Raw genomic sequence first — 20,610 nt, 5'->3', positions numbered from 1 at the left:
ACTTAGACTGGAGTCCTGTTCCTTTTTTGCTTGATTCATTTATGCGGTATTTCTTCCTTGTGGCGGCCTGTTGGCTGGGACTTTCCTTCGGCGCTCCGGCCATCGCTCAGACCGCCGCCCCTGCCTGTAGCCCACTTCTTTCCCATACTTTTTTGCGCCTGCAAGATGAAGTTCCACAAAACTTATGCCAGTACCAAGGGAAGGTAATCATGGTGGTCAATACTGCCAGTTACTGTGGCTTTACTGGACAATACGATGACCTTGAAAAAATTTATTCCAAGTACCAACAAAAAGGATTTATCGTTTTAGGCTTTCCATCAAATGACTTTGGTCAGCAAGAGCCCGGCACCAATAAGCAAATTGCGGACTTTTGTAAAAACACCTATGACGTCAAGTTTCCGATGTTTACCAAATCGAGCGTCTCCGGAAAAAATCCAAATCCCTTATTCAAAATGTTAATTGAAAAAACAGGCACCACACCGAAGTGGAATTTTTACAAATACCTGATTGATCGCAATGGGAATGTGGTGGAGGCATATGGCAGCCTCTCGAACCCCAGCGGCAGAACAATAACGTCCCAGATTGAGAAGTTATTGCAAGGAAAGCAGTGATGGCTAAAAAGCGAATTGCCATTATTGGTGCGGGCATCTCTGGCTTAGGCTGTGCTTACCGCCTACGTCAGCATCCTGATTTTGAGATCACGATTTACGAAGCAGGAAAACACATTGGTGGTCACAGCAATACCGTTGATATCACTCTTGATACGCCAAGCGGACCTGTTCAGCATGGGGTTGACACTGGGTTCTTGGTCTTTAATCGCCGCACCTATCCTCGCCTCGTTCGCCTATTTGAAGAATTGGCTGTACCTATTTTTCCTTCCGAGATGTCCTTTTCCGTCAAGCTAGAATCGACTCCACCACTGGAGTGGGCTGGTAATGGCCTCAATTCATTTTTTGGTCAACGGCGCAATTTAGTCCGCCCTTCTTTTTGGAAGATGGCGCGTGACATCATGCGCTTTAACGCGCTTGCCACTGCGCTGGCTTTAAGCGAAGAGTCAGGCGACACAGGCCTAACGAAGGCATCAAGCCAAGAAGAAAGCATTGCCGATTTTCTAGATCGCCATGCCTTTAGCAAGCCTTTTCGGGATTGGTATTTCTTGCCCATGATTGGCGCAATTTGGTCATGCTCTGTCGATCAAATGCTGGAATTTCCGATTAAAACCATGGCGCGCTTTTGCCATAACCATGGCCTCCTGAAAATACAAGATCGACCACAGTGGCTGACGGTGCAAGGCGGTTCGAGGGAATACGTGAAACGCGTAGTTGGCGCCCTTGATCAGCATGGCGTTCATTGGGTTCGTGAAGCAGTTACAGCGGTTCATGTCCCCGCCAATAGCAAACAGCAGGCAATTGAAGTTATTAGCGCTAGTGGTACCGCCCAGTTTGATGAGATTGTGATGGCCTGCCATAGCGACCAAAGCCTTGATCTGCTCCATGGCATTGATTCAGCAAGTCAATCCATTCTGAGCGCAATTCCGTATCAGGCTAATCGGGCGATCTTGCATACCGATGCCTCCTTTTTGCCAGAGCGTAAGCGCTGCTGGGCCGCCTGGAATTACACGGCGCAAGCGAAGAGTGATGACGTGCCTGAAGATACGGTTAGCGTCAGTTATCTGATCAACCTCCTTCAGCCCTTGCCTGCAGCACTGAAAGATATTCCGATTATCGTCACCCTTAATCCACTGCGTGAGCCTGACCCCAGCAAGGTATTTCAGGAGATTCGGTATGCGCACCCTGTATTTGATATGCGCGCTACCGATGCGCAAGCGGGCTTACCTCTAATCCAGGGCAAGTCATCGGTTTGGTACTGCGGCGCATGGACTGGGTACGGATTTCATGAAGATGGGTTGCGCTCTGGAGAGACGGTAGCTGAAGCCATTTTGGAGCGCAGCAAGCATCCCGCTAGCATTCTCACTTCTCTGGCAGAGGTCAATGTTGCCAATTGATTTAAGTCCGAAACTGAATTTCGGAGTCGTTCAACACCGCCGCTTCCGTCCTGCAAAAAATGCATTCGCATATTCGGTGTTTACGATCAGTATTCCCATGCGTGAGCGGCGGCGCAATTCAGTCTTACTGCGTCAGCATGGCTTAGGTGACAATCAATTTCGCTTCTTTTCCTTTTTTGATAAGGACCATGGTCGCGGCGATGCAGATAGTTTGGCCTGGGCCGAACAACTCTTAGCCTCGAATGGCATTGCGCATCCCGATGGTGAAATCTGGTTACAAACCTTTCCACGGGTTTTGGCCTACGTCTTTAATCCTGTGAGTTTTTGGATTTGCACCAAACCCAACGGGGAGGTCCGCGCCGTCATCGCTGAGGTCAACAATACGTTTGGGGAGCGTCACTGCTATCTCTTAAGTAAAGATTCCGGCGAATCACTGCATTCGGGAGAAACCCTGACAACCAACAAGGTCTTTCATGTATCCCCTTTTTGCGATGTCAGCGGCGAATACCGCTTCCGCTTCCTCTTTCCCCAAGAAAGCCAGTCCGGACGCAACACCGTCAACCGCATTGAGCTTCATGAGGATGGGCAGCCCTTAATTCATACCAGTATCAGCGGTGAAGCACACCCGCTGACGCGTACTTCCCTGTATTTATCGATATTGCGATATCCTCTCATGAGCATTGGGGTAATTGGACGTATTCATTGGCAGGCACTGAAGCTGTGGGCCAAAGGCGTCCCGTTCCACTCCAAACCAAAACCGCCGGACTTTGAAGTTAGTAGATGAATCGACCTGGACAATCCCTTCTATCGCGATTAAGTTTTTCACGCTCTGCTGATCGTCAGACAGCCCAATCAATTCCGCTGGCAGCAAGAACCTTTCTAGCCTTGCTGAGTAACGTTAAATCTGGGCATTTAGCGCTCACCTTGCCGGATGGTAGAACCGAATACTTTGGCAGCAGCAGCGACGATTTGCATGCTGATTTACATATCCTGGACTGGGACGTTTTTAAAGACGTTCTAAAGCATGGTGATATTGGTTTTGCCGAGAGCTACATTCGCGGCCAATGGAATACGTCTAACTTAAAAGCCATATTAGAGATAGCGATCCGTAATCGCACCCTGCTGGAAAAAGCAATCTATGGCAGTTGGTTTGGCTCCCTGTTCTACCGCATCAAACATCGGATGCGCAACAATTCGAAATCGGGTAGCCGTAAAAACATTCATGCGCACTATGACTTAGGCAACCCCTTCTACTCTTTATGGCTTGATCCCAGCATGACCTATTCCAGCGCATGGTTTAGTGGTGATCTCCAGCTCCCATTGGCTCAGGCGCAATCCAATAAGTACCGGCGTATTTTGTCCGCCATCGATGCCGCTCCAGGAAAACGCATTCTGGAGATTGGTTGTGGCTGGGGCGGCTTTATTGAAGAAGCGGCGCTTGCAGGCTGTCATGTGACTGGACTTACTTTATCGCGAGAACAGCAGAAATTTGCCGAAGCACGTCTTGCAGAGCAAGGTCTTAATTCTGAGATTCGCTTTCAGGACTATCGCGATTGCAAAGATCAATTTGATGGCATTGCTTCCATCGAAATGTTTGAGGCGGTCGGTGAAAACCATTGGGAACAGTATTTCAAGACGATTGCATCCTCCCTTAAGTCCGGCGGTAAAGCTTGCATTCAGACCATTGTGATTGCCGAAGAATTGTTTGAGCGCTACCGAAGCAGCACGGACTTTATTCAGCAGTACGTTTTCCCAGGTGGCATGTTGCCATCCAAGTCTGCTTTTAAAGAGTATGCGGCTCGGGCTGGTTTGCGGGTTGATGACGAATTTGCATTTGGTACTGATTATGCAAAAACACTGTGTATTTGGTATGAATCGTTTAATGAGCAGCTGGACCAAGTGCGCCAACTCGGCTTTGATGAGGCCTTCGTCCGACTCTGGAATTTTTACCTGATGTACTGCGCTGCTGGCTTTTCAGAGCGCAATATCGATGTCGTGCAATTCACTCTGGTTCACGATCACATTAGCGGAGATAGCCTACGCCCATGAAACAAATTGGCATGCAGGACTTCGCCGGAAAACGCGTATGGGTGATTGGTGCCAGTAGCGGTATTGGGGAAGCTTGTGCAATCGCGCTATTCGCAGCCGGCGCATTGGTCGCACTCTCTGGCCGTCGAGTGCAAAATCTTCAAGCGGTTGCGCAGCATGGCAAGCCGAATCAAAGTTTGATATTGCCCTTAGATGTCACCGAGCCTCCGGCAATTCAGGAGGCCTACCAAAAGCTCATGCAGGAATGGGGGCAGCTCGATCTACTGTTGTTTGTTTCTGGGATTTACATACCGCTACGTGCCGATAACTTTGAGATGGAGTCGGCCGAGAAAACCATCAATGCCAATGTATTTGGGCCGATGCGCGCCGTTGCTGCGGTCTTGCCGAATATGCTAGAGCGTCACAGCGGCCATATCGCCATTGTAGGCAGCGTCGCTGGCTACAGCGGTCTACCCAAGGCTTTAGCGTATGGCCCCAGTAAAGCGGCCATGATTAACTTTTGTGAAACCCTCTTTTATGATTTGCAGCCGAAAGGTATTGGGGTGCACATGATTTCTCCAGGCTTTGTAAAGACCGAGGCTACTGCGCAAAATGACTTTGAAATGCCCGCCTTAATTAGCTCTGAAGAGGCGGCCAAACATATTTTGGATGGCATACGTGAGGGTGAGTTTGACATCCATTTTCCGAAACGGTTTTCTGGATTCTTAAAGTTTTTACGCCTACTGCCCTATCCCATTTACTTCTGGATACTACGGCGTTTCGTCAAAATTTAACGTCGTAGGCAGTACCGCCTCAATTACTTGTAATTTTCTTTTCTGACTTTATCGACCAAGTGATCCATCACTGCGATGGCTTTTGCACGGGTACCGGCAATCGAAGGTGAAGTAATGTACTTTCCTTGAATTGCGACAGTCGGAACGCCGTCAATACGATACGCCTCACCCATCTGCCGTGCAGCCCTTGCTTTTGAAACAACCGCAAATGAACGGTATGCGGCCAAGAATGCATTGCGATCTACGCCCTGGCTTGCAACCCAGTCTGCGATGTCATTCTCATTGAGAAGACGCTTGTTCTCCCGATGCATAGCAAACATCACCTTGGAATTGAGATTGCTCTTGCCTAAAGCCTCAAGCGCATAAAACAATTGGCTGTGCGGCATCAACTCCTCACGGAAGGCAATCGGTACCTGACGAAATACGACGTCTTTCGCTTGGCGCTTTTCCCATGCCATGATTTCGGGATCGAAATCAAAACAATGCGGGCATCCGTACCAAAAGAATTCAATGACCTCTACTTTGCCTTTGGTATCGAGCGGCTGAGCTACTGGCAGGATACGGTAATCAAATCCAGGCTCTATCTTTGCAGGGCCTTGAGCATGCGCAAGGGGCATTAAAAAAATCAGGGCAAATACGGCACCTAGCGCGAGTTGCAGTGATCGCATAAATGATTTCATTATTTGTTGACCTTAATAACGGCCGGCTTAATGCCCATGCCGGTTAACTTACTGCGCACAATACCGCTGTCATCGACATTCGCAAAAGGACCGATACGAACCCGCCAAACGGCTTTTCCATCCACCATTCCTTCGCTAATTTGCGATTGCATTCCCTGCATGGCTAAACTGGCTTTTTGTGCGTCTGCCTCAGGTTGGCTTGCAAAAGCGCCGGTCTGAACAAAAAAGACGACTTCTGTCTTCGTATCTGCCTTTGCGCTCACCGCGGCATCTGCTGCAGCTTTACCAGTTGCAATATCAGCAATCGGATCCGCACTGATACTGGGTACTGCCGGAGATTTGCCTTGCAGTGGCTTATTTAAATCAATTTGCGTTGCTGGTTTTTCTTCTTCACTAGCCACCGTCTCCGCTGGCGCAGCTGGCTTAATGGATAACGGAAGATTGGGGGCTTTGACACCAGGCCGCTCTTGCGGTGGCGTTTTGGAAATATAAAAAGCTACTGCCAAAGCGAGGCCAAGACCGATCGCCAAACCAATCACCAAACCCAAAATGGTGCCGCCAAACTCCCTATCGCTTTGGGCAATGGGATGCAACGGAAATCCGGCAGGTTGATTGGTTTTGTTCATCATTTCCCTTATCTTACATTTTTCTGGGCGCCGACACACCCAATAAAGCCAATCCATTTTCAATTACCTGCCGGCTTGCAGACAATAAAGCCAACCGAGCTAATTTAAGGTTTGCATCGTCTACTAAAACCCGGTCTGCATTGTAAAAAGTATGGAAATCCCCCGCTAAATCACGCAGATAAAACGCAACTGCGTGTGGGGATAACTCGGCGGCGGCTGTTGTTAGCATCTCAGGGTACTCGGCAAGGCGGCGTAACAAATGATCGGAAGCCTTGCTGTCTAAAAGTGACAGATTGGCATTCAGTAACTCTGCATCGGTGCCGCTCCATTGCTGCAAGATGGAGCAAATACGCGCATGGGCATATTGCACATAGAACACTGGGTTTTCATCATTCTGTTGCAGTGCCAAATCCACATCAAAAACAAATTCCGTATCAGCTTTACGAGAAATCAAGAAGAAGCGCACTGCATCACGCCCACGCTGCAAAGCTAATTCGCGCTCTTCTACATTCATCGACTCGGTAACGCCACCAGACCACTCCACTAAATCACGAACGGTCACATAAGACCCGGCCCGCTTTGAAATCTTGACCTCCTGCCCATGCCGCATCACCGTCACCATCTTGTGCAGAACATAGTCGGGGTAATCAGCCGGAATAATCCAGCCGCGCTTTTGCGCAACACCTTGCAAACCAGAGCGCACGCGAGCGATGGTGCCATGGTGATCACTGCCTTGAACATTAATTACTTTAGTAAAGCCGCGCTGCCACTTGCTCGCATGGTAAGCCACATCTGGCACAAAATAGGTGTATGTGCCGTCTGACTTGCGCATGACGCGGTCCTTGTCATCGCCATCTTCTGTGGTCCTAAGCCACAATGCGCCGTCGGCTTCATATGTTTTACCTACCGATCCCAGGTCAGCAACGATCTGAGCCACACTGCCGTCGGTATACAAAGAGGATTCGAGGTAGTAACAATCAAACTGAACGCCAAACGTACGTAAATCAATATCCTGCTCATTGCGTAGGTAAGCAACCGCAAACTGCTGAATCGCTGCCAAGTCATCGGCGCCCTTGCATTCAGGAGAAGCCTTGTACGCCTCTGCAATCTCCGCAATGTAATCGCCGTTGTAAGCCTGCTCTGGCCAGCTTGCATCACCCGGCTTGAGTCCGCTCAGGCGGGCATGCACGGATGCCGCTAAATTCGTAATCTGCACTCCAGCATCGTTGTAATAAAACTCTCGGTGCACGGAAATTCCTTGGGTATCCAGCAGATTGGCAATAGCATCGCCGAGCGCTGCTTGCCGGCCATGGCCAACGTGCAAGGGGCCGGTTGGATTGGCAGAAACAAACTCCACCATTGCCCGTGACACCCCATCGCCCGCACGCTTACCGAATGTTTTTTTCTGATCGAGCACTGCTGCAACCACTTCGGTTTTAGCTGCATTGCTTAAGCGGAAATTAATAAATCCAGGGCCTGCAATCTCACTCGATGCAATCAGCCTTGCATAACTCGGATCTGACCCTAAGGAATCCACGATAGCCTGGGCCAACTCACGGGGATTCATCTTCCATGCTTTGGCGATTTGCAATGCAATGTTGCAAGCGACATCGCCATGGTCCACTGATTTGGGTCGCTCAAGCCGTGGCTCAATCGGCACATCCTGTGCAATACCGCGACTATTTGCAACGGCGCTCAAGGCGCGGCGTAGCAATTCAATTAACTGGGTTTTGTGATTTAACAGCATAGAAGGGGAGTTTATCAGGCGTAGTGGCCGATTATGAATAGGGGCTTCTTAAAGGTGGTAAGCTAAATTATGATCTACCAATTTCACTCCAAAGCAGGCCCCGATGTCATCATGCTCTCGGATTTGAGCCAACGCATTTTTGACATCATTGAGCACCCCCTAGAGAAACGGGGCATTTTGGTCGCAGAGCGTTTGCCGGAGTTTATTGCTCGCCTTGAATCCGCCATTGCGGCCGATGTAGCCTCCAAAAGTAGCGCTCCCGACACACCCTCAGACTCTGACCAAGAAAAGCCGACTGCCGATCGTCTAGGGCAGCGGGCCTTCCCCTTTCTAGAACTCATGAAGCAATCTCGGGCTGCAAATGAACCCATCGTCTGGGGCGTCTAAAGACAAGCCTTTGCTATACAAAGGCAGGGAATCACTCCAAAGAGCTTGATAGAGACCGGCGCACGGTTTCAACTGATTCATCACGGCGCTTGGCTAAATCCTCGACTTGATCTGCTGCCACCTTACCAACGTTGAAATACTGCGCATTGGGGTGCGCCAAATAAAATCCGCTCACACTGGAGGCGGGATCCATTGCAAAAGACTCGGTTAGGGTCATGCCAATGTCTTCCGCGCCAACGATGCGCAACATATCGCGCTTGACCTCATGGGCCGGGCAGGCTGGATAACCGGGTGCCGGCCGAATGCCGCGATATTGCTCATCGATCATGGCCTCATTTGTTAGGGACTCATCGCTGGCATAACCCCACAGATCAGTACGCACGCGGTGGTGCATGAGTTCAGCAAAGGCCTCCGCTAGGCGATCTGCTAAGGCCTTGAGCATGATGGCGTTGTAATCGTCGTTTTTTGCCTGAAATTCAGCGACTTTCTTTTCAACGCCGTGTCCGGTTGTAACAGCAAAACAGCCGACGTAATCCGCCACTCCAGAATCCCGCGGCGCAACGTAGTCTGCAAGGCAGCGATTGGGTCGCTTTACTCCATCGACCACTGGCCGCTCTGACTGCTGGCGTAAGTTATGCCAGACAAATAGGGGATGCTCACGCGTTTCATCGCTATACAACACAATGTCATCGCCAATGGTGTTAGCAGGATAAAACGCAACTACGCCATCTGCCTGCAGCCATTGTCCTTTTACGAGCTTCTCTAATAGAGCCTGGGCATCAGCGAATACTTTTTTGGCCTCAACGCCAACCACCTCATCCTCGAGGATGGCCGGGAACTTGCCCGCCAAATCCCAGGTTTGAAAAAACGGGGTCCAGTCAATGAACTTGGCAATTTCACTGAGGGCAAAGTTTTTGAAGACGCGGCGACCAATAAATTTAGGCTTCTCTGGCGTGTAGGTAGTCCAATCGATTTTCTCTCGATTTTGGCGTGCCGCTTCCAGTGAAATGGTTGGCACTGCTTTACGATTGGCATGCTGTAAGCGGATGCGATCATAGTCATCGCGCAAGTCTTGAATAAACTTACTGGCACTCTCATCTGAGAGCAAGCTGGATGCAACCGAGACGGAGCGTGACGCATCCGGTACATACACCACCGGACCGTCATAGTGCGGCGCAATCTTGACTGCAGTATGAACGCGGGATGTAGTCGCCCCACCAATCATCAAAGGCAACTGCTGGTCACGGAAATACGGATCACGCTGCATTTCTTGGGCAACGTAGGTCATCTCCTCAAGCGAAGGAGTAATCAAACCAGATAGCCCGACAATATCGGCCTTCTCTTCCTTGGCTACCTTCAGAATCTCAGCACAAGGCACCATCACACCCATATTGACTACTTCAAAGTTATTGCATTGAAGAACAACGGTCACAATGTTTTTGCCAATGTCATGGACATCGCCCTTAACAGTTGCCATCACAATCTTGCCCTTGGCTTTGGCTTCCCCGCCTGCAGCAACGTGCAAGCGTTTTTCTTCTTCAATATAGGGAATAAGGTGCGCTACGGCCTGCTTCATGACACGCGCACTTTTTACGACTTGCGGCAAAAACATTTTGCCTTCACCGAACAAATCGCCGACCACGTTCATGCCATCCATGAGGGGGCCCTCAATCACTTCAATCGGACGGCCGCCGGAACCCATGATATCCGCGCGCAACTCTTCGGTGTCGTCCAAAATAAAGTTGGTAATGCCGTGCACCAAGGCGTGCGTTAAGCGATCCCGTACCGGCGCTTCACGCCATACGAGATTCTCGACTTGCTTGATACCGTCGCCCTTAAATTGATCCGCGATTGCCAATAAGCGCTCGGTTGGAGTTTGGCCATCCTTTTCTTTAAAGCGGTTGAGCACAATGTCTTCCACCCGCTCGCGCAACTCTGGATCTAAGTCGGCATAGACCCCAAGCTGTCCGGCATTCACAATGCCCATGTCCATGCCTGCCTGAATCGCATGGTACAAAAATACGGTATGAATAGCTTCACGAACACGATCATTGCCGCGGAAGGAAAAGCTCACATTGGAAACACCGCCGCTGACTTTCGCGCCCGGTAGATTTTCTTTAATCCAGCGCGTTGCATTGATAAAATCAACCGCGTAGTTATCGTGCTCTTCAATCCCGGTTGCAATCGCAAAAATATTGGGATCAAAAATAATGTCTTCCGCAGGAAATCCAATTTCGTCTACCAAAATTTGATACGAACGCTGGCAAATTTCTGTTTTACGTTGATAGGTATCAGCCTGCCCTTTTTCATCAAATGCCATGACTACTGTGGCGGCTCCATAGCGACGGATCAGCTTAGCTTGATGCCGAAATGCTTCTTCACCTTCTTTTAAAGAAATCGAATTGACGATGGGCTTACCTTGGACACATTTCAAGCCGGCCTCGATGATGCTCCACTTCGATGAGTCGATCATGATAGGCACACGCGCAATATCGGGCTCAGATGCAATCAGATTCAGAAAGCGCACCATGGCTGCCTCTGAATCGAGCATGGCCTCATCCATATTGATGTCAATAATCTGCGCGCCACTTTCAACTTGCTGCCGTGCTACGGCCAAGGCTTCATCAAATTGATTATTTAAAATCATGCGCGAGAAGGCTTTTGATCCCGTCACGTTGGTGCGCTCACCAATATTGACGAAGCCAACCACTGGACTGACGTTATACGACTCGAGGCCAGACAAACGCATTGGGGCAATCACGCGCTTGCTCATTCTGCTACCTCTGCTTGGGGCTCACGGTAAAAGACCCTTGGCTTGCGCTTCGCAACTGCATTGGCAATCGCGCGGATGTGATCTGGAGTGGTTCCACAGCAGCCACCCACCAGATTGACTAATCCATCTTTCGCAAAACCATCCACCAGCGCAGAAGTAATTTCCGGCGTCTCATCAAAGCCGGTATCACTCATGGGGTTTGGCAGGCCTGCATTGGGGTAACACGAGACCGCGGTATTGCAGATGCGGGCCAGCTCAGCAATGTAGGGGCGCATCAAGGCTGCTCCGAGCGCGCAATTCAAACCAAATGTGAGTGGCTTGATGTGGCGCAAGCTATTCCAAAACGCTTCGACGGTTTGCCCAGACAAAATTCGTCCTGACGCATCGGTCACTGTTCCAGAAACCATGACGGGCAACTTCACGCCGGTATCCTCAAAAAATTCATCGAGAGCAAACATCGCCGCTTTCGCATTTAAGGTATCAAAAATGGTTTCGACTAAGAAAAGGTCAACGCCACCCGCATACAAACCTTCAATTTGCTCGCGGTAGGTATCACGTAAGGCATCAAAGCTAATGTTGCGCGCGCCTGGATCATTGACGTCTGGCGAGATACTGGCAGTCTTTGGCGTGGGGCCAATGGCACCGGCAACAAAACGCGGTTTTTCAGGTGTGCTGAATTTGGCACAAGCATCATGCGCTAAACGTGCAGCCGCCTCATTCATCTCGCGTGCCAAACCTGGCATTTTGTAGTCCTCTTGCGCCACCGAAGTCGCGCCAAAGGTATTGGTTTCAATGATGTCCGCGCCCGCCTCCAAATAGTCTTCATGGATTTTTTGGATGATGTGGGGCTGCGTTAACACCAAAAGCTCATTGTTCCCCTTCAGATCCCCCGGATGATCAGCAAAACGGGTATTGCCCGGCAGGCCACGGTAATCGGCTTCGCTCAACTTGTATTGCTGAATCATGGTTCCCATGGCGCCGTCCAAGATCAGGATGCGGTCGTTTAGCAGCGCTGGTAATTCGCTACCGCGGGTAAATACCAAATTGGAACCGTTTGATTGCATTGTTTAAATAGAGGGGTTAATCTTAGTAACCCACTATTCTAATGACTTTATCGGCATCAAGCCGACTTGGAGGCCGTATGTTTGGAACCATTCCTGAATTCAATCAAAGCATGGAAATGCTCAAGACTATGTGGGGGCAAGGGGTTGCTGCCGGCCAAAATCCAGGACAGTTTCCGTTTACGGCCGACCCATCAAAAGGCCCTGCTGGATTTGCTGGCTTTCCAGGGGTGGATATTGATGAGCTTGAAAAGCGAATTAAGGACTTAAAAAGCGTTGAAAACTGGCTTTCCATGAACCACAGCATCCTGAAAACGACGATTCAGGGTCTCGAGGTCCAGCATGCAACCCTATTGGCACTGAAGTCCTTTGGGGAGGCCATGACGCCTAAGTCCGACGAAAGTGCTGACTCCAGCAAAAAAACCGCTACAACTAAACCGCGCAAAACATCCACACCCCGTCGGAAGAAAGCTCGCGGCGCAACTTTCCTTGACGCCACAGGTGATTGAGGTGGGCAATCGCTTCGCCCATGGCAAAACTCATTTGATGGGTATCCAGGCTACGCTTAAATAGCACCGGAACAATATCGCGGGCATGGTGCGGAACGCTGCATGCACCCAAGGTTTCAGCCAAGCGGTCGACGTGGTGTTCTTGTAGCTGCTTGATGCGGTAATGCAGGCCCCTAAAGGGTTTGCCATGCGAGGGCAGCACCACGGTATCTTTTGGCAATGCTGTGTACTTTAGTAAAGAATCCAAATACAAGCCAAGTGGATCGGCGTCAGGCTCGGCATCGTAGACGCTCACATTGGTCGAGATGCGCGGCAACACCATATCCCCCGAAATGAAACAGCCCAATGCAGCACAGTAAAGACTGGCGTGTTCCGGGGCATGACCATAACCCATGATGACCTGCCATTGATGTCCACCCATCTCAATCTGCTCGCCCTCCATGATGCGGCGGTAGCGCTTTGGCACACCAGGCACCATACGCTTGTAATAGTCTGCTCGGCCACGGAGTTTCTCGAGATCGTCGCTGCTGGCAAGGCCGTGCCGTTGAAAATGGTCTGCAGCACCGCCACTGCCAGGAGTGGCGCCAATGGCAGCGCCGCCTTGATCATGGCTTAGCCACTGTGCAGTGAGGTAATCGGACATCGACATCCACAATGGCACTTGCCAGCGCTCACACAGCCATTGCGCTAGGCCAACGTGATCTGGGTGCATATGGGTCACAATGACCCGCAGCACGGGCAGTCCTTCCAGCTGGGTTCGCTCAATCTCTTCCCAAATGGCCCGGGTCTCGTCATTTGCAATACCGCAGTCAACAATGGTCCAGCCCGCCCTGCCATTAAAGTCATCCCGAATTAACCAGAGATTGATATGATCCAAGGCGAAGGGCAGAGGCATTCTGATCCAGCGTACTCCGGGTAGCAATTCGAATGGAATCCCCTTCTCAGGCAATTGATCGCCCCAGGGATATTGAATTGAATTCAGGTCAGCTGCGTTTGTAATCGGTGGCGTTTTCATTGCTTACTTGGTTTTATAAAAGGATAGTTCAGTGGTCAAATCGCCTTGCGTCAATTGGTGTGAAATGCATCCGCAAACCGGTTATTGCCTGGGTTGCTTTCGCACGCTGGATGAAATCGCACGCTGGTCCTCTTTATCTGAGGACGAACAAGGTGCGATTAATCTTCAGCTTCCGCTACGTCAAACACTGCAAGGCGATGATCCATCATTAAGCCCACTGCCTTAACGATTCACGTCCACAATCACCCGGCCCCGAACATTGCCTTTCATTAAGGCGTCGGCATACTCAATTGCCTCACCCAAACTAATTTCATGGGAAATGGCATCCAATGTCTTTAGGTCTACCAAGGCGCTCAGCTGTTCATACGCTGCAATGCGCTTGGCTTTAGGCACGGTCACGCTATTGATGCCATAAAGGGTAACGCCACGCAAAATGAAGGGTGCTACCGTACCTGGAAAATCCATGCCTTGCGCAAGGCCACAGGCAGCTACCGCGCCTTCACTCTTCGTTGCTGCGCATGCATTGACTAAGGTGTGACTGCCTACGCTATCGACCACGGCAGCCCAGCGCTCGCGGGCCAAAGGCTTACCCGGCTCCGATAAGCTACTCCGATCAATCACTTCAGTTGCACCCAAAGACCGAAGGTACTCCGTCTCTTGGGGGCGACCGCTACTAGCAACTACCGTAAAACCAAGCTTGCTCAGCAGGGCTATTGCAAAACTACCAACTCCGCCCGCAGCGCCAGTAACCAGCACTTCACCGTCAGCTGGCTTGACGCCATGTTTTTGTAATGCCATGACACACAGCATGGCGGTATATCCAGCAGTTCCAATCGCTAAGGCCTGTTTAGCGGTAAAGCCCTTTGGCAATGGAATAAGCCAGTCCGCCTTAACCCTTGCCTGCTGGGCTAAACCACCCCAGTGGCCCTCGCCTACACCCCAGCCATTGAGCAAAACGGCATCACCGACCTTAAATTCAGGCGATGTACTTTCCAGCACCTCCCCTGCAAAATCAATCCCAGGAACCATTGGAAAGCTTCTAACCACCGGGCCTTTACCTGTAATTGCCAAGCCATCTTTGTAATTCAGCGTGGAATACTGCACGCGAACACGCACATCCCCCGCTGGAAGCGCTGATTCCTCAAGCTGGCCCAGCTCAGCACGGTAGCCTTTGTCGTCTTTATTTATAACAATTGCCTTAAACATCGTTTTCCTTTCAATACAAAGCCATACCGCTAATTTTCACTCGCAGACCGTAAACCGTTTATCCTAACAAGCATTACGAATTATGGAGCGTTCCATGAAAAAAATTCTACTCCCTCTTGGGCTGCTTACCCTCCTTATCGCCGGCTGCTCTTCCACTGACATCAAGATGTCGATGGGGAATATGCGCCTCATTCAGTCTTCTGCGGCGCCACAAGACGTCATGAATTTTGCTACGAAAGCCTGTCAGTCTGACTTTTACATGGGCGCCAGCTTTATCTCCAAAGCATCGAATGAATATCGCTTCAAGTGCGTTCGTGCAGAAGAAAATGAAATACTGACACCCATTCCTGGCACCAGCATTACGCCAACCAAATAAGTTTAAAGATAAAGCCCTTCATGAGTTCAGCTTCACCCACCGAATTACGTAAGGCATTTTCTAGTTTCGCTACTGGCGTAACGGTCATCACTGGCATTGGAAACAACAGTCAAGCTGTTGGCGTCACGATTAGTTCATTTAATACCGTTTCCTTAGATCCGCCCCTCGTGCTTTGGAGTCTGTCTGAGCGTTCCGTATTGATGGATGCGTTTGCAGTTGGCAAAAAACAATTGATTCATGTTTTAGAGCGATCACAAGAAGATATCGCCATGCGCTTTGCCAAAAGTACTAGCGATCAATTTGCGGGCGTCGACCTTGTCACCACCCCTTCTGGCCTAGCAATGCTGCCCGATTGTGTCGCCTACTTTGAGTGCGAAACCATTGCCGCTCATCCAGGCGGTGATCACCGTATTATTGTGGCGCGCATCGTGAACATGCAACACCATGAAGCACGAGATCCACTAGTATTTTCACGTAGTCAATTTATGGGCCTGCGTTTACCTGAGCGCGCCCCAATCGAATAAAGGATTTTTCATGATGCGTCTTTGGGGTAGAACCACGTCAATCAACGTCCAAAAAATTCTATGGTGCCTAAATGAGCTTGGGCTTAAAGAAGGCGTAGACTATGAACGCATCGATGCTGGTCTGCAATTTGGTGTGGTCAATACCCCTGAATTCTTGGCATTAAATCCGAACGGCTTAGTGCCGACACTGCAAGATGAATCCTTCGTACTGTGGGAATCCAATTCCATTTTGCGTTACCTCGCTCGCAAGTATGACCAGAACGGACGCTACCCGGCTGACATTAATAGCCAAGCCTCTGCTGACAAGTGGATGGATTGGCAACTCACTACGTTCTGGCCAGCCATGCGGCCAGCATTTTTAGGTCTGACACGAACCCCTGAAAATGAACGGAACTATGATTTGATTCGCAAGGACTATGCAACGGCCAGCGGCCAACTGAAGATCCTCAATCAAGCCTTGGAATCCCATCTGTATTGCGCCGGCAACCGCTTTAGCCTCGCCGATATTGCTTTAGGCCTCTGCGTCAACCGCTGGATCATGTTGGCCGAGAAGTTTCCTGAGCGAGTGGGTGAGCGCACTTCCTACCCAGGTATTGAGGCGTGGATGAAACGTTTAGAAAGCGAAACCGCCTATCTCACCGTAGCCTAAACAGCTTAGGGCGGGAACGCCCTAAGCTTGCTTGAATTTCTTGGCTTGGTGATCAGCGCCAATAAAGAGGTACATCGCAGGCACCACAAACAGGGTAAATAAAGTACCGATCGAGAGGCCAGTAAAGATCACAATCCCCATGGATTGGCGCCCCGCAGCACCAGCGCCCGATGCAATCACCAAGGGGATCACACCCAAGACCATCGCTGCTGTCGTCATGAGAATGGGGCGCAAACGAACGCTACTGGCTTCGACAATCGCATCAAGCTTGCTACGCCCTGCCGCCTGCAACTCATTAGCAAACTCCACAATCAAAATACCGTGCTTACTAATGAGCCCCATGAGCGTCACAAGGCCAACCTGGGTGTAGACATTTAGTGTGGTGAAACCGAGATTAATAAAGATCAGTGCACCAAATAAAGCCAGCGGCACCGAAACCAAAATCACAATCGGGTCACGGAAACTCTCAAACTGAGCGGCTAATACTAAGAAGACGATCAAAATCGCAAAGAACATGGTGACTAGGAAGCCACCAGACTCATTCATGAACTGCCGTGATGGTCCGGCGTAATCAATGGAGTAACCATTAGGCGCTACTTCTTTTAATGACTGCGCAATAAACTTGAGGACCTCTTCTTGGGATACGAATGGTGTACTCACACCAATAATCGTAGCGGAATTCAGCTGCTGGAAATGATTGATGGATTGTGGAACGACGCGCTGCTTAATGCTGGCAATGGTCCGCGCCTGAATCATCTCACCGCTGGGAGTGCGAATATAGTAATCCAATATTTGATCTGGATTGAGTCGATCGACCTGCTTCACCTGTGGAATCACCCGATACGATCTGCCAGAAACTGAAAAGTAATTTACAAAGCCTCCGCCAAGCGCAGCTGAAAGTGCATTGCCTACGTCGCGCTGGGTCATGCCCAATGCGGCGACTTTTTCGCGGTCAATCTCTAAGACGTTTTGTGGTTTATCAATCTTTAAGTCGCTATCCACAAAGAAAAACATACCGCTCTTACGCGCTTTGTCGAGCACGGCCTGAGATACCTCATTGAGGTTCTCGTATGACTCGGTGGTATTAATAACCACCTGTACCGGTAAGCCCTGGGCCCCTGGCAAAGCAGGAAACTGGAAGGCGGCAACTCGGACGCCGGCAATGCTATTCCACTTATTCTGCATGTCTTGCTGAAAAGCCGACGCACTGCGGCTACGCTCATTCCAATCCTTCATCAGTACGCCACCAAAACTGCTGGTCGCACTCGTAATTTGGAACATCTGCAAATATTCCGGCTCGGCAGCAGCGATTTTTTGAATCTGATCAGCATAGGTTTGCATTTGATTGACCGTGGCATTAGGCGGGCCAGAGGCCTGCATCAGCACAATGCCTTGGTCTTCAATGGGTGCTAACTCCGAATGGGCAGTTGCATACAGGTACGCAACTCCGCCCAGCAAAAATACGCCCATCACGATAATGACCTGCCAGGTACTTAATAGGTCACGTAACAAAGTCTGATAGCGGTGATGCACGCGATCAAAAATCGCATCAATTTTTTTCACAAAGGGAGTAGTCTCTTGCCCTTCGGTAAAAATGCGGGAGCACATCATGGGCGACAGCGTCAACGCTACCACTCCAGAAACTGCTACCGCACTGGCTAAGGTAAATGCAAATTCGGTGAATAACGCCCCGGTAAGGCCGCCCTGAAAGCCAATCGGAATATAAACAGCGATGAGTACTACGGTCATTGCCAGAATCGGATTGCCGAGTTCCCGCGCCGCAATCAAGGATGCTTCGAGTGGCGATTTACCCTCTTTCATATGGCGATCGACGTTCTCCACCACAATGATGGCGTCATCCACGACCAAGCCAATCGCCAAAACCAAGGCAAGCAGGGTAAGCAAATTAATGGAATAACCCAAGACCTGCATTAAGAAGAATGTGCCGATGAGCGATAGTGGCATCGCAATGACAGGCACGGCGACTGCTCGGAAGCTTCCCAAGAATAAGAAGATCACCACGGTCACAATGAGGAGGGCCTCAAGTAAAGTAGCTACCACCTCGTCAATGGAGGTGGTGATGAATTTCGTTGAGTCATAGACAATGTTGCCAACTAAGCCGGTTGGCAACTGCCTCTGAATATCGGGCAAGACCGCGCGCACCCGCTCTGCAACATCAAGCAAATTCGCATCGGGTGCCACTTTGATACCAATAAACACCGACTGCTTACCGCTAAATGCCACATTGGTGTTGTAGTCATCCGATCCCAGGCTTACTGTTGCCACTTGATCTAAGTAAACAATGTCCGCGCCATTGCGCTTAACTACCAATTTACGGAATTCATCCAAGGTATGTAGATCAGTTCCAGCCACTAAATCTACCGCCACCATTTCACCCTTCGTGCTGCCAACGGCAGAGAGGTAATTATTGGCGGCAAGCGCGTTATAGACGTCATCTGCTCCTACGCCCACACCAGCCATGCGATCACGATCCAGCCAAGCGCGCAGGGCAAACTTACGACCACCTAAAATCTCGGCATTTTGAACGCCAGCGACCGAGTCAAGCTTTGGCTTTACGACGCGCAACAGGTAATCGGTTGTGCTGTTATTGGGAATAACGTCACTGTAAAAACCCAAATACATTGCTGCAGTGGATTGACCAACCTGCACGGTTAGGACAGGCTGCTGGGCCTGCGGTGGCAATTGATTGCGAACGGAGCTAATTTGCGTGTTGATTTGTGTCAGCGCTTTATTAGCATCGTAATTTAGCTGCAAGGTTGCAATAATGGTGGAGATGCCGCTAATGCTGGTTGACGAGAGGTAATCAATGCCCTGGGCCTGTGCAATCGCCGCCTCTAAGGGTTGGGTAATGAAGCCAGCAATCGTTTCAGGATCTGCTCCAAAATATGCGGTCGTGATGGTAACGATGGCATTTTGAGTTTGCGGGTACTGATTGACTGGTAAGGTGCTAGCAGACTTCAGTCCAAACACCAGAATGAGCGCACTCACCACCAGCGCCAATACCGGTCTGCGAATAAATAGATCAGTCCACTTCATAAATTAGTCAGTTCGCTCGATTTATTGTTCTTGTGGCTTTGGATTGGGATTAAAGCTGGGCTGGACTTTATTATTAATAATCAATGGCGTGCCATTTTTTAATTTGAGTTGTCCGCTGGTGACTACCATCACGCCTGGCTCAAGGCCTTTGACAATCGCGACTTGATCACCCCGGGTGAGGCCTGTTGTCACAAATACCTGCTCGGCTTCAATCAGCGGCTTGCCTTGCTTATCCATGCGATCGGTTTTGCGAGCAATGAAGACAGTGCTACCGTAGGGATTGTAGGTAATGGCTGTTTGAGGCAGGGTGAGGTATTTGACACGATCGCCCAAGTTGATGGTGACGTTTGCAAACATGCCTGGCAATACCTTTTTATCGGGATTACTCACCATTGCCTCAATTTGCATATTGCGCGTATTGAGCTCAACCTTTGGGCTCACGGCCGTAATCTTGCCTTTGAACCCAGCATCCTTAAATGCATCGGTCTTCATTTCAATCTCTTGTCCTACTTGAATCATGCCTGCCGTACTTTGCGGCAAGGTGAAGTCCACAAAAATGGGATCAAGTGTTTGCAAGGTCAGCATCTTATCGCCTGCATTGACATATTGGCCTGGGTTAATCGCAATGATGCCGACGCGGCCGCTAAACGGAGCTTTGATACTCTTCTTTGCAACCAGCGCAGCCTGCTGCTCAACCTGCGCTGCTTTTGACTTAGCGTCTGCCGCGCTTGTATCGAAGACATTTTTACTAATCGCTTGAATGGCCAGCTGTTGTTTATCGCGCTCGTTAATCACCTTCGCTAAATCAGCCATTGCTTTAAAGGAGTTGAGCTGAGCAATGTCTGCTGCGTCATTGAGCTGAATTAACAAATCGCCCTTCTTCACATCCATCCCGGATTTAACCGACACATTTAAGACGGCTCCGCCAGTCTCGGCACTTAAGTCAACGCCGCGAAACGCGCGAATATTACCCACACTACTTAAGGTTGGCTGCCACTCATCTTCCTCTACCACCATCGTCGATACCGTTGCAGGGGGCAAGCCCATACTGGAGATAAAGTAGGTGATTAATGCGGTTTTCAGTGTATTGAAACCAACTAGCAATCCAAGCAGTATGCAGACAGAGACCAGCATGACGATCATGCGGCGGCGCAACGGCGTCATCGCCATCAG

20 protein-coding genes are annotated in these 20,610 nt (G+C 50.1%); 11 read left to right on the top strand and 9 right to left on the bottom strand.

Annotated features, from left to right (window positions below):
• Window positions 1-41 precede the first annotated feature (41 nt).
• The 5 genes from Q8M75_RS03470 to Q8M75_RS03450 are packed head-to-tail and all read left to right on the top strand — an operon-like array spanning window position 42 to window position 4,827.
• Entirely contained in the window at window positions 42-611 is a 570-nt protein-coding gene (locus Q8M75_RS03470) for a glutathione peroxidase (protein WP_305486214.1), read from the top strand.
• Window positions 611-2,005: an NAD(P)/FAD-dependent oxidoreductase gene (locus tag Q8M75_RS03465; protein WP_305486213.1), complete on the top strand. Its 1,395-nt coding sequence runs from the start codon at window positions 611-613 to the stop codon at window positions 2,003-2,005. The genes Q8M75_RS03470 and Q8M75_RS03465 overlap by 1 nt, the downstream gene beginning before the upstream one ends.
• Window positions 1,992-2,789 (top strand): DUF1365 domain-containing protein, encoded by a 798-nt coding sequence (locus Q8M75_RS03460; protein ID WP_305486211.1) that lies wholly within the window; start codon window positions 1,992-1,994, stop codon window positions 2,787-2,789. The genes Q8M75_RS03465 and Q8M75_RS03460 overlap by 14 nt, the downstream gene beginning before the upstream one ends.
• Window positions 2,786-4,054, top strand: coding sequence for a cyclopropane-fatty-acyl-phospholipid synthase family protein (locus tag Q8M75_RS03455; RefSeq protein ID WP_305486209.1), 1,269 nt, complete (start codon window positions 2,786-2,788; stop codon window positions 4,052-4,054). Before Q8M75_RS03460 ends, Q8M75_RS03455 begins: the two co-directional genes overlap by 4 nt.
• Window positions 4,051-4,827, top strand: coding sequence for an SDR family oxidoreductase (locus Q8M75_RS03450; protein ID WP_305486207.1), 777 nt, complete (start codon window positions 4,051-4,053; stop codon window positions 4,825-4,827). Before Q8M75_RS03455 ends, Q8M75_RS03450 begins: the two co-directional genes overlap by 4 nt.
• Window positions 4,828-4,850: 23 nt before the next feature.
• Here Q8M75_RS03450 and Q8M75_RS03445 read toward each other — a convergent pair whose 3' ends face one another.
• Genes Q8M75_RS03445 through argS form a run of 3 tightly spaced genes read right to left on the bottom strand, consistent with a single transcriptional unit; the run spans window position 4,851 to window position 7,880 of the window.
• Entirely contained in the window at window positions 4,851-5,495 is a 645-nt protein-coding gene (locus Q8M75_RS03445; RefSeq protein ID WP_305486204.1) for a thiol:disulfide interchange protein DsbA/DsbL, read from the bottom strand.
• An 11-nt stretch (window positions 5,496-5,506) separates the two neighbouring features.
• A complete protein-coding gene (locus tag Q8M75_RS03440) occupies window positions 5,507-6,136 on the bottom strand; it encodes an SPOR domain-containing protein (RefSeq protein WP_305486202.1) in 630 nt (209 codons plus the stop codon).
• Between the two features lie 10 nt (window positions 6,137-6,146).
• Window positions 6,147-7,880 carry an arginine--tRNA ligase gene (argS, locus tag Q8M75_RS03435; protein WP_305486200.1) on the bottom strand — a complete coding sequence of 578 codons (1,734 nt, stop codon included), beginning with the start codon at window positions 7,878-7,880 and terminating at the stop codon, window positions 6,147-6,149.
• Between the two features lie 69 nt (window positions 7,881-7,949).
• Here argS and Q8M75_RS03430 point away from each other — a divergent pair, with 69 nt between their 5' ends.
• Window positions 7,950-8,267: a DUF1840 domain-containing protein gene (locus tag Q8M75_RS03430; protein WP_305486197.1), complete on the top strand. Its 318-nt coding sequence runs from the start codon at window positions 7,950-7,952 to the stop codon at window positions 8,265-8,267.
• Window positions 8,268-8,298: 31 nt separating this feature from the next.
• Here Q8M75_RS03430 and metH read toward each other — a convergent pair whose 3' ends face one another.
• Both metH and Q8M75_RS03420 read right to left on the bottom strand, forming a co-directional pair.
• The gene (gene metH / locus Q8M75_RS03425) at window positions 8,299-11,040 is read right to left on the bottom strand and encodes a methionine synthase (protein WP_305486194.1); all 2,742 of its coding nucleotides are present in this window, start codon (window positions 11,038-11,040) and stop codon (window positions 8,299-8,301) included.
• The gene (locus Q8M75_RS03420; protein WP_305486192.1) at window positions 11,037-12,104 is read right to left on the bottom strand and encodes a homocysteine S-methyltransferase family protein; all 1,068 of its coding nucleotides are present in this window, start codon (window positions 12,102-12,104) and stop codon (window positions 11,037-11,039) included. The genes metH and Q8M75_RS03420 overlap by 4 nt, the downstream gene beginning before the upstream one ends.
• A 77-nt stretch (window positions 12,105-12,181) precedes the next feature.
• On the opposite strand from Q8M75_RS03420, the gene Q8M75_RS03415 reads away from it, so the two are divergent.
• Entirely contained in the window at window positions 12,182-12,610 is a 429-nt protein-coding gene (locus Q8M75_RS03415; protein WP_305486191.1) for a PhaM family polyhydroxyalkanoate granule multifunctional regulatory protein, read from the top strand.
• Here Q8M75_RS03415 and Q8M75_RS03410 read toward each other — a convergent pair.
• Window positions 12,534-13,625 (bottom strand): MBL fold metallo-hydrolase, encoded by a 1,092-nt coding sequence (locus tag Q8M75_RS03410; RefSeq protein ID WP_305486188.1) that lies wholly within the window; start codon window positions 13,623-13,625, stop codon window positions 12,534-12,536. The two genes, Q8M75_RS03415 and Q8M75_RS03410, sit on opposite strands and share 77 nt — an antisense overlap.
• Window positions 13,626-13,656: 31 nt before the next feature.
• Between Q8M75_RS03410 and Q8M75_RS03405 the strand changes: the two genes are divergently transcribed.
• Window positions 13,657-13,851, top strand: a complete 195-nt coding sequence (locus Q8M75_RS03405) for a DUF1289 domain-containing protein (protein ID WP_305486185.1) — start codon at window positions 13,657-13,659, stop codon at window positions 13,849-13,851.
• Here the strand turns inward: Q8M75_RS03405 and Q8M75_RS03400 are convergent.
• On the bottom strand, window positions 13,848-14,831 hold the full coding sequence (locus tag Q8M75_RS03400) for an MDR family oxidoreductase (protein WP_305486184.1): 984 nt from the start codon (window positions 14,829-14,831) through the stop codon (window positions 13,848-13,850). The genes Q8M75_RS03405 and Q8M75_RS03400 overlap by 4 nt on opposite strands.
• A 94-nt stretch (window positions 14,832-14,925) precedes the next feature.
• Here Q8M75_RS03400 and Q8M75_RS03395 point away from each other — a divergent pair, with 94 nt between their 5' ends.
• The 3 genes from Q8M75_RS03395 to Q8M75_RS03385 are packed head-to-tail and all read left to right on the top strand — an operon-like array spanning window position 14,926 to window position 16,380.
• Entirely contained in the window at window positions 14,926-15,207 is a 282-nt protein-coding gene (locus Q8M75_RS03395) for a hypothetical protein (RefSeq protein ID WP_305486182.1), read from the top strand.
• 20 nt (window positions 15,208-15,227) lie between these two features.
• Window positions 15,228-15,731, top strand: coding sequence for a flavin reductase family protein (locus Q8M75_RS03390; protein WP_305486180.1), 504 nt, complete (start codon window positions 15,228-15,230; stop codon window positions 15,729-15,731).
• 10 nt (window positions 15,732-15,741) lie between these two features.
• The gene (locus Q8M75_RS03385; RefSeq protein WP_305486178.1) at window positions 15,742-16,380 is read left to right on the top strand and encodes a glutathione S-transferase family protein; all 639 of its coding nucleotides are present in this window, start codon (window positions 15,742-15,744) and stop codon (window positions 16,378-16,380) included.
• 21 nt (window positions 16,381-16,401) lie between these two features.
• On the opposite strand, the gene Q8M75_RS03380 is transcribed toward Q8M75_RS03385, so the two are convergent.
• Together Q8M75_RS03380 and Q8M75_RS03375 are read right to left on the bottom strand one after the other, a co-directional pair.
• Window positions 16,402-19,437 carry an efflux RND transporter permease subunit gene (locus tag Q8M75_RS03380; RefSeq protein WP_305486176.1) on the bottom strand — a complete coding sequence of 1,012 codons (3,036 nt, stop codon included), beginning with the start codon at window positions 19,435-19,437 and terminating at the stop codon, window positions 16,402-16,404.
• Between the two features lie 21 nt (window positions 19,438-19,458).
• Window positions 19,459-20,610, bottom strand: coding sequence for an efflux RND transporter periplasmic adaptor subunit (locus Q8M75_RS03375; RefSeq protein ID WP_371131768.1), 1,152 nt, complete (start codon window positions 20,608-20,610; stop codon window positions 19,459-19,461).

Origin of the sequence: Polynucleobacter sp., from assembly GCF_030693775.1 — a bacterium.
Lineage (GTDB): Bacteria > Pseudomonadota > Gammaproteobacteria > Burkholderiales > Burkholderiaceae > Polynucleobacter.
The sequence above is the reverse complement of the archived record's forward strand: the minus strand, read 5'-3'. Positions and strand labels throughout refer to the sequence as shown.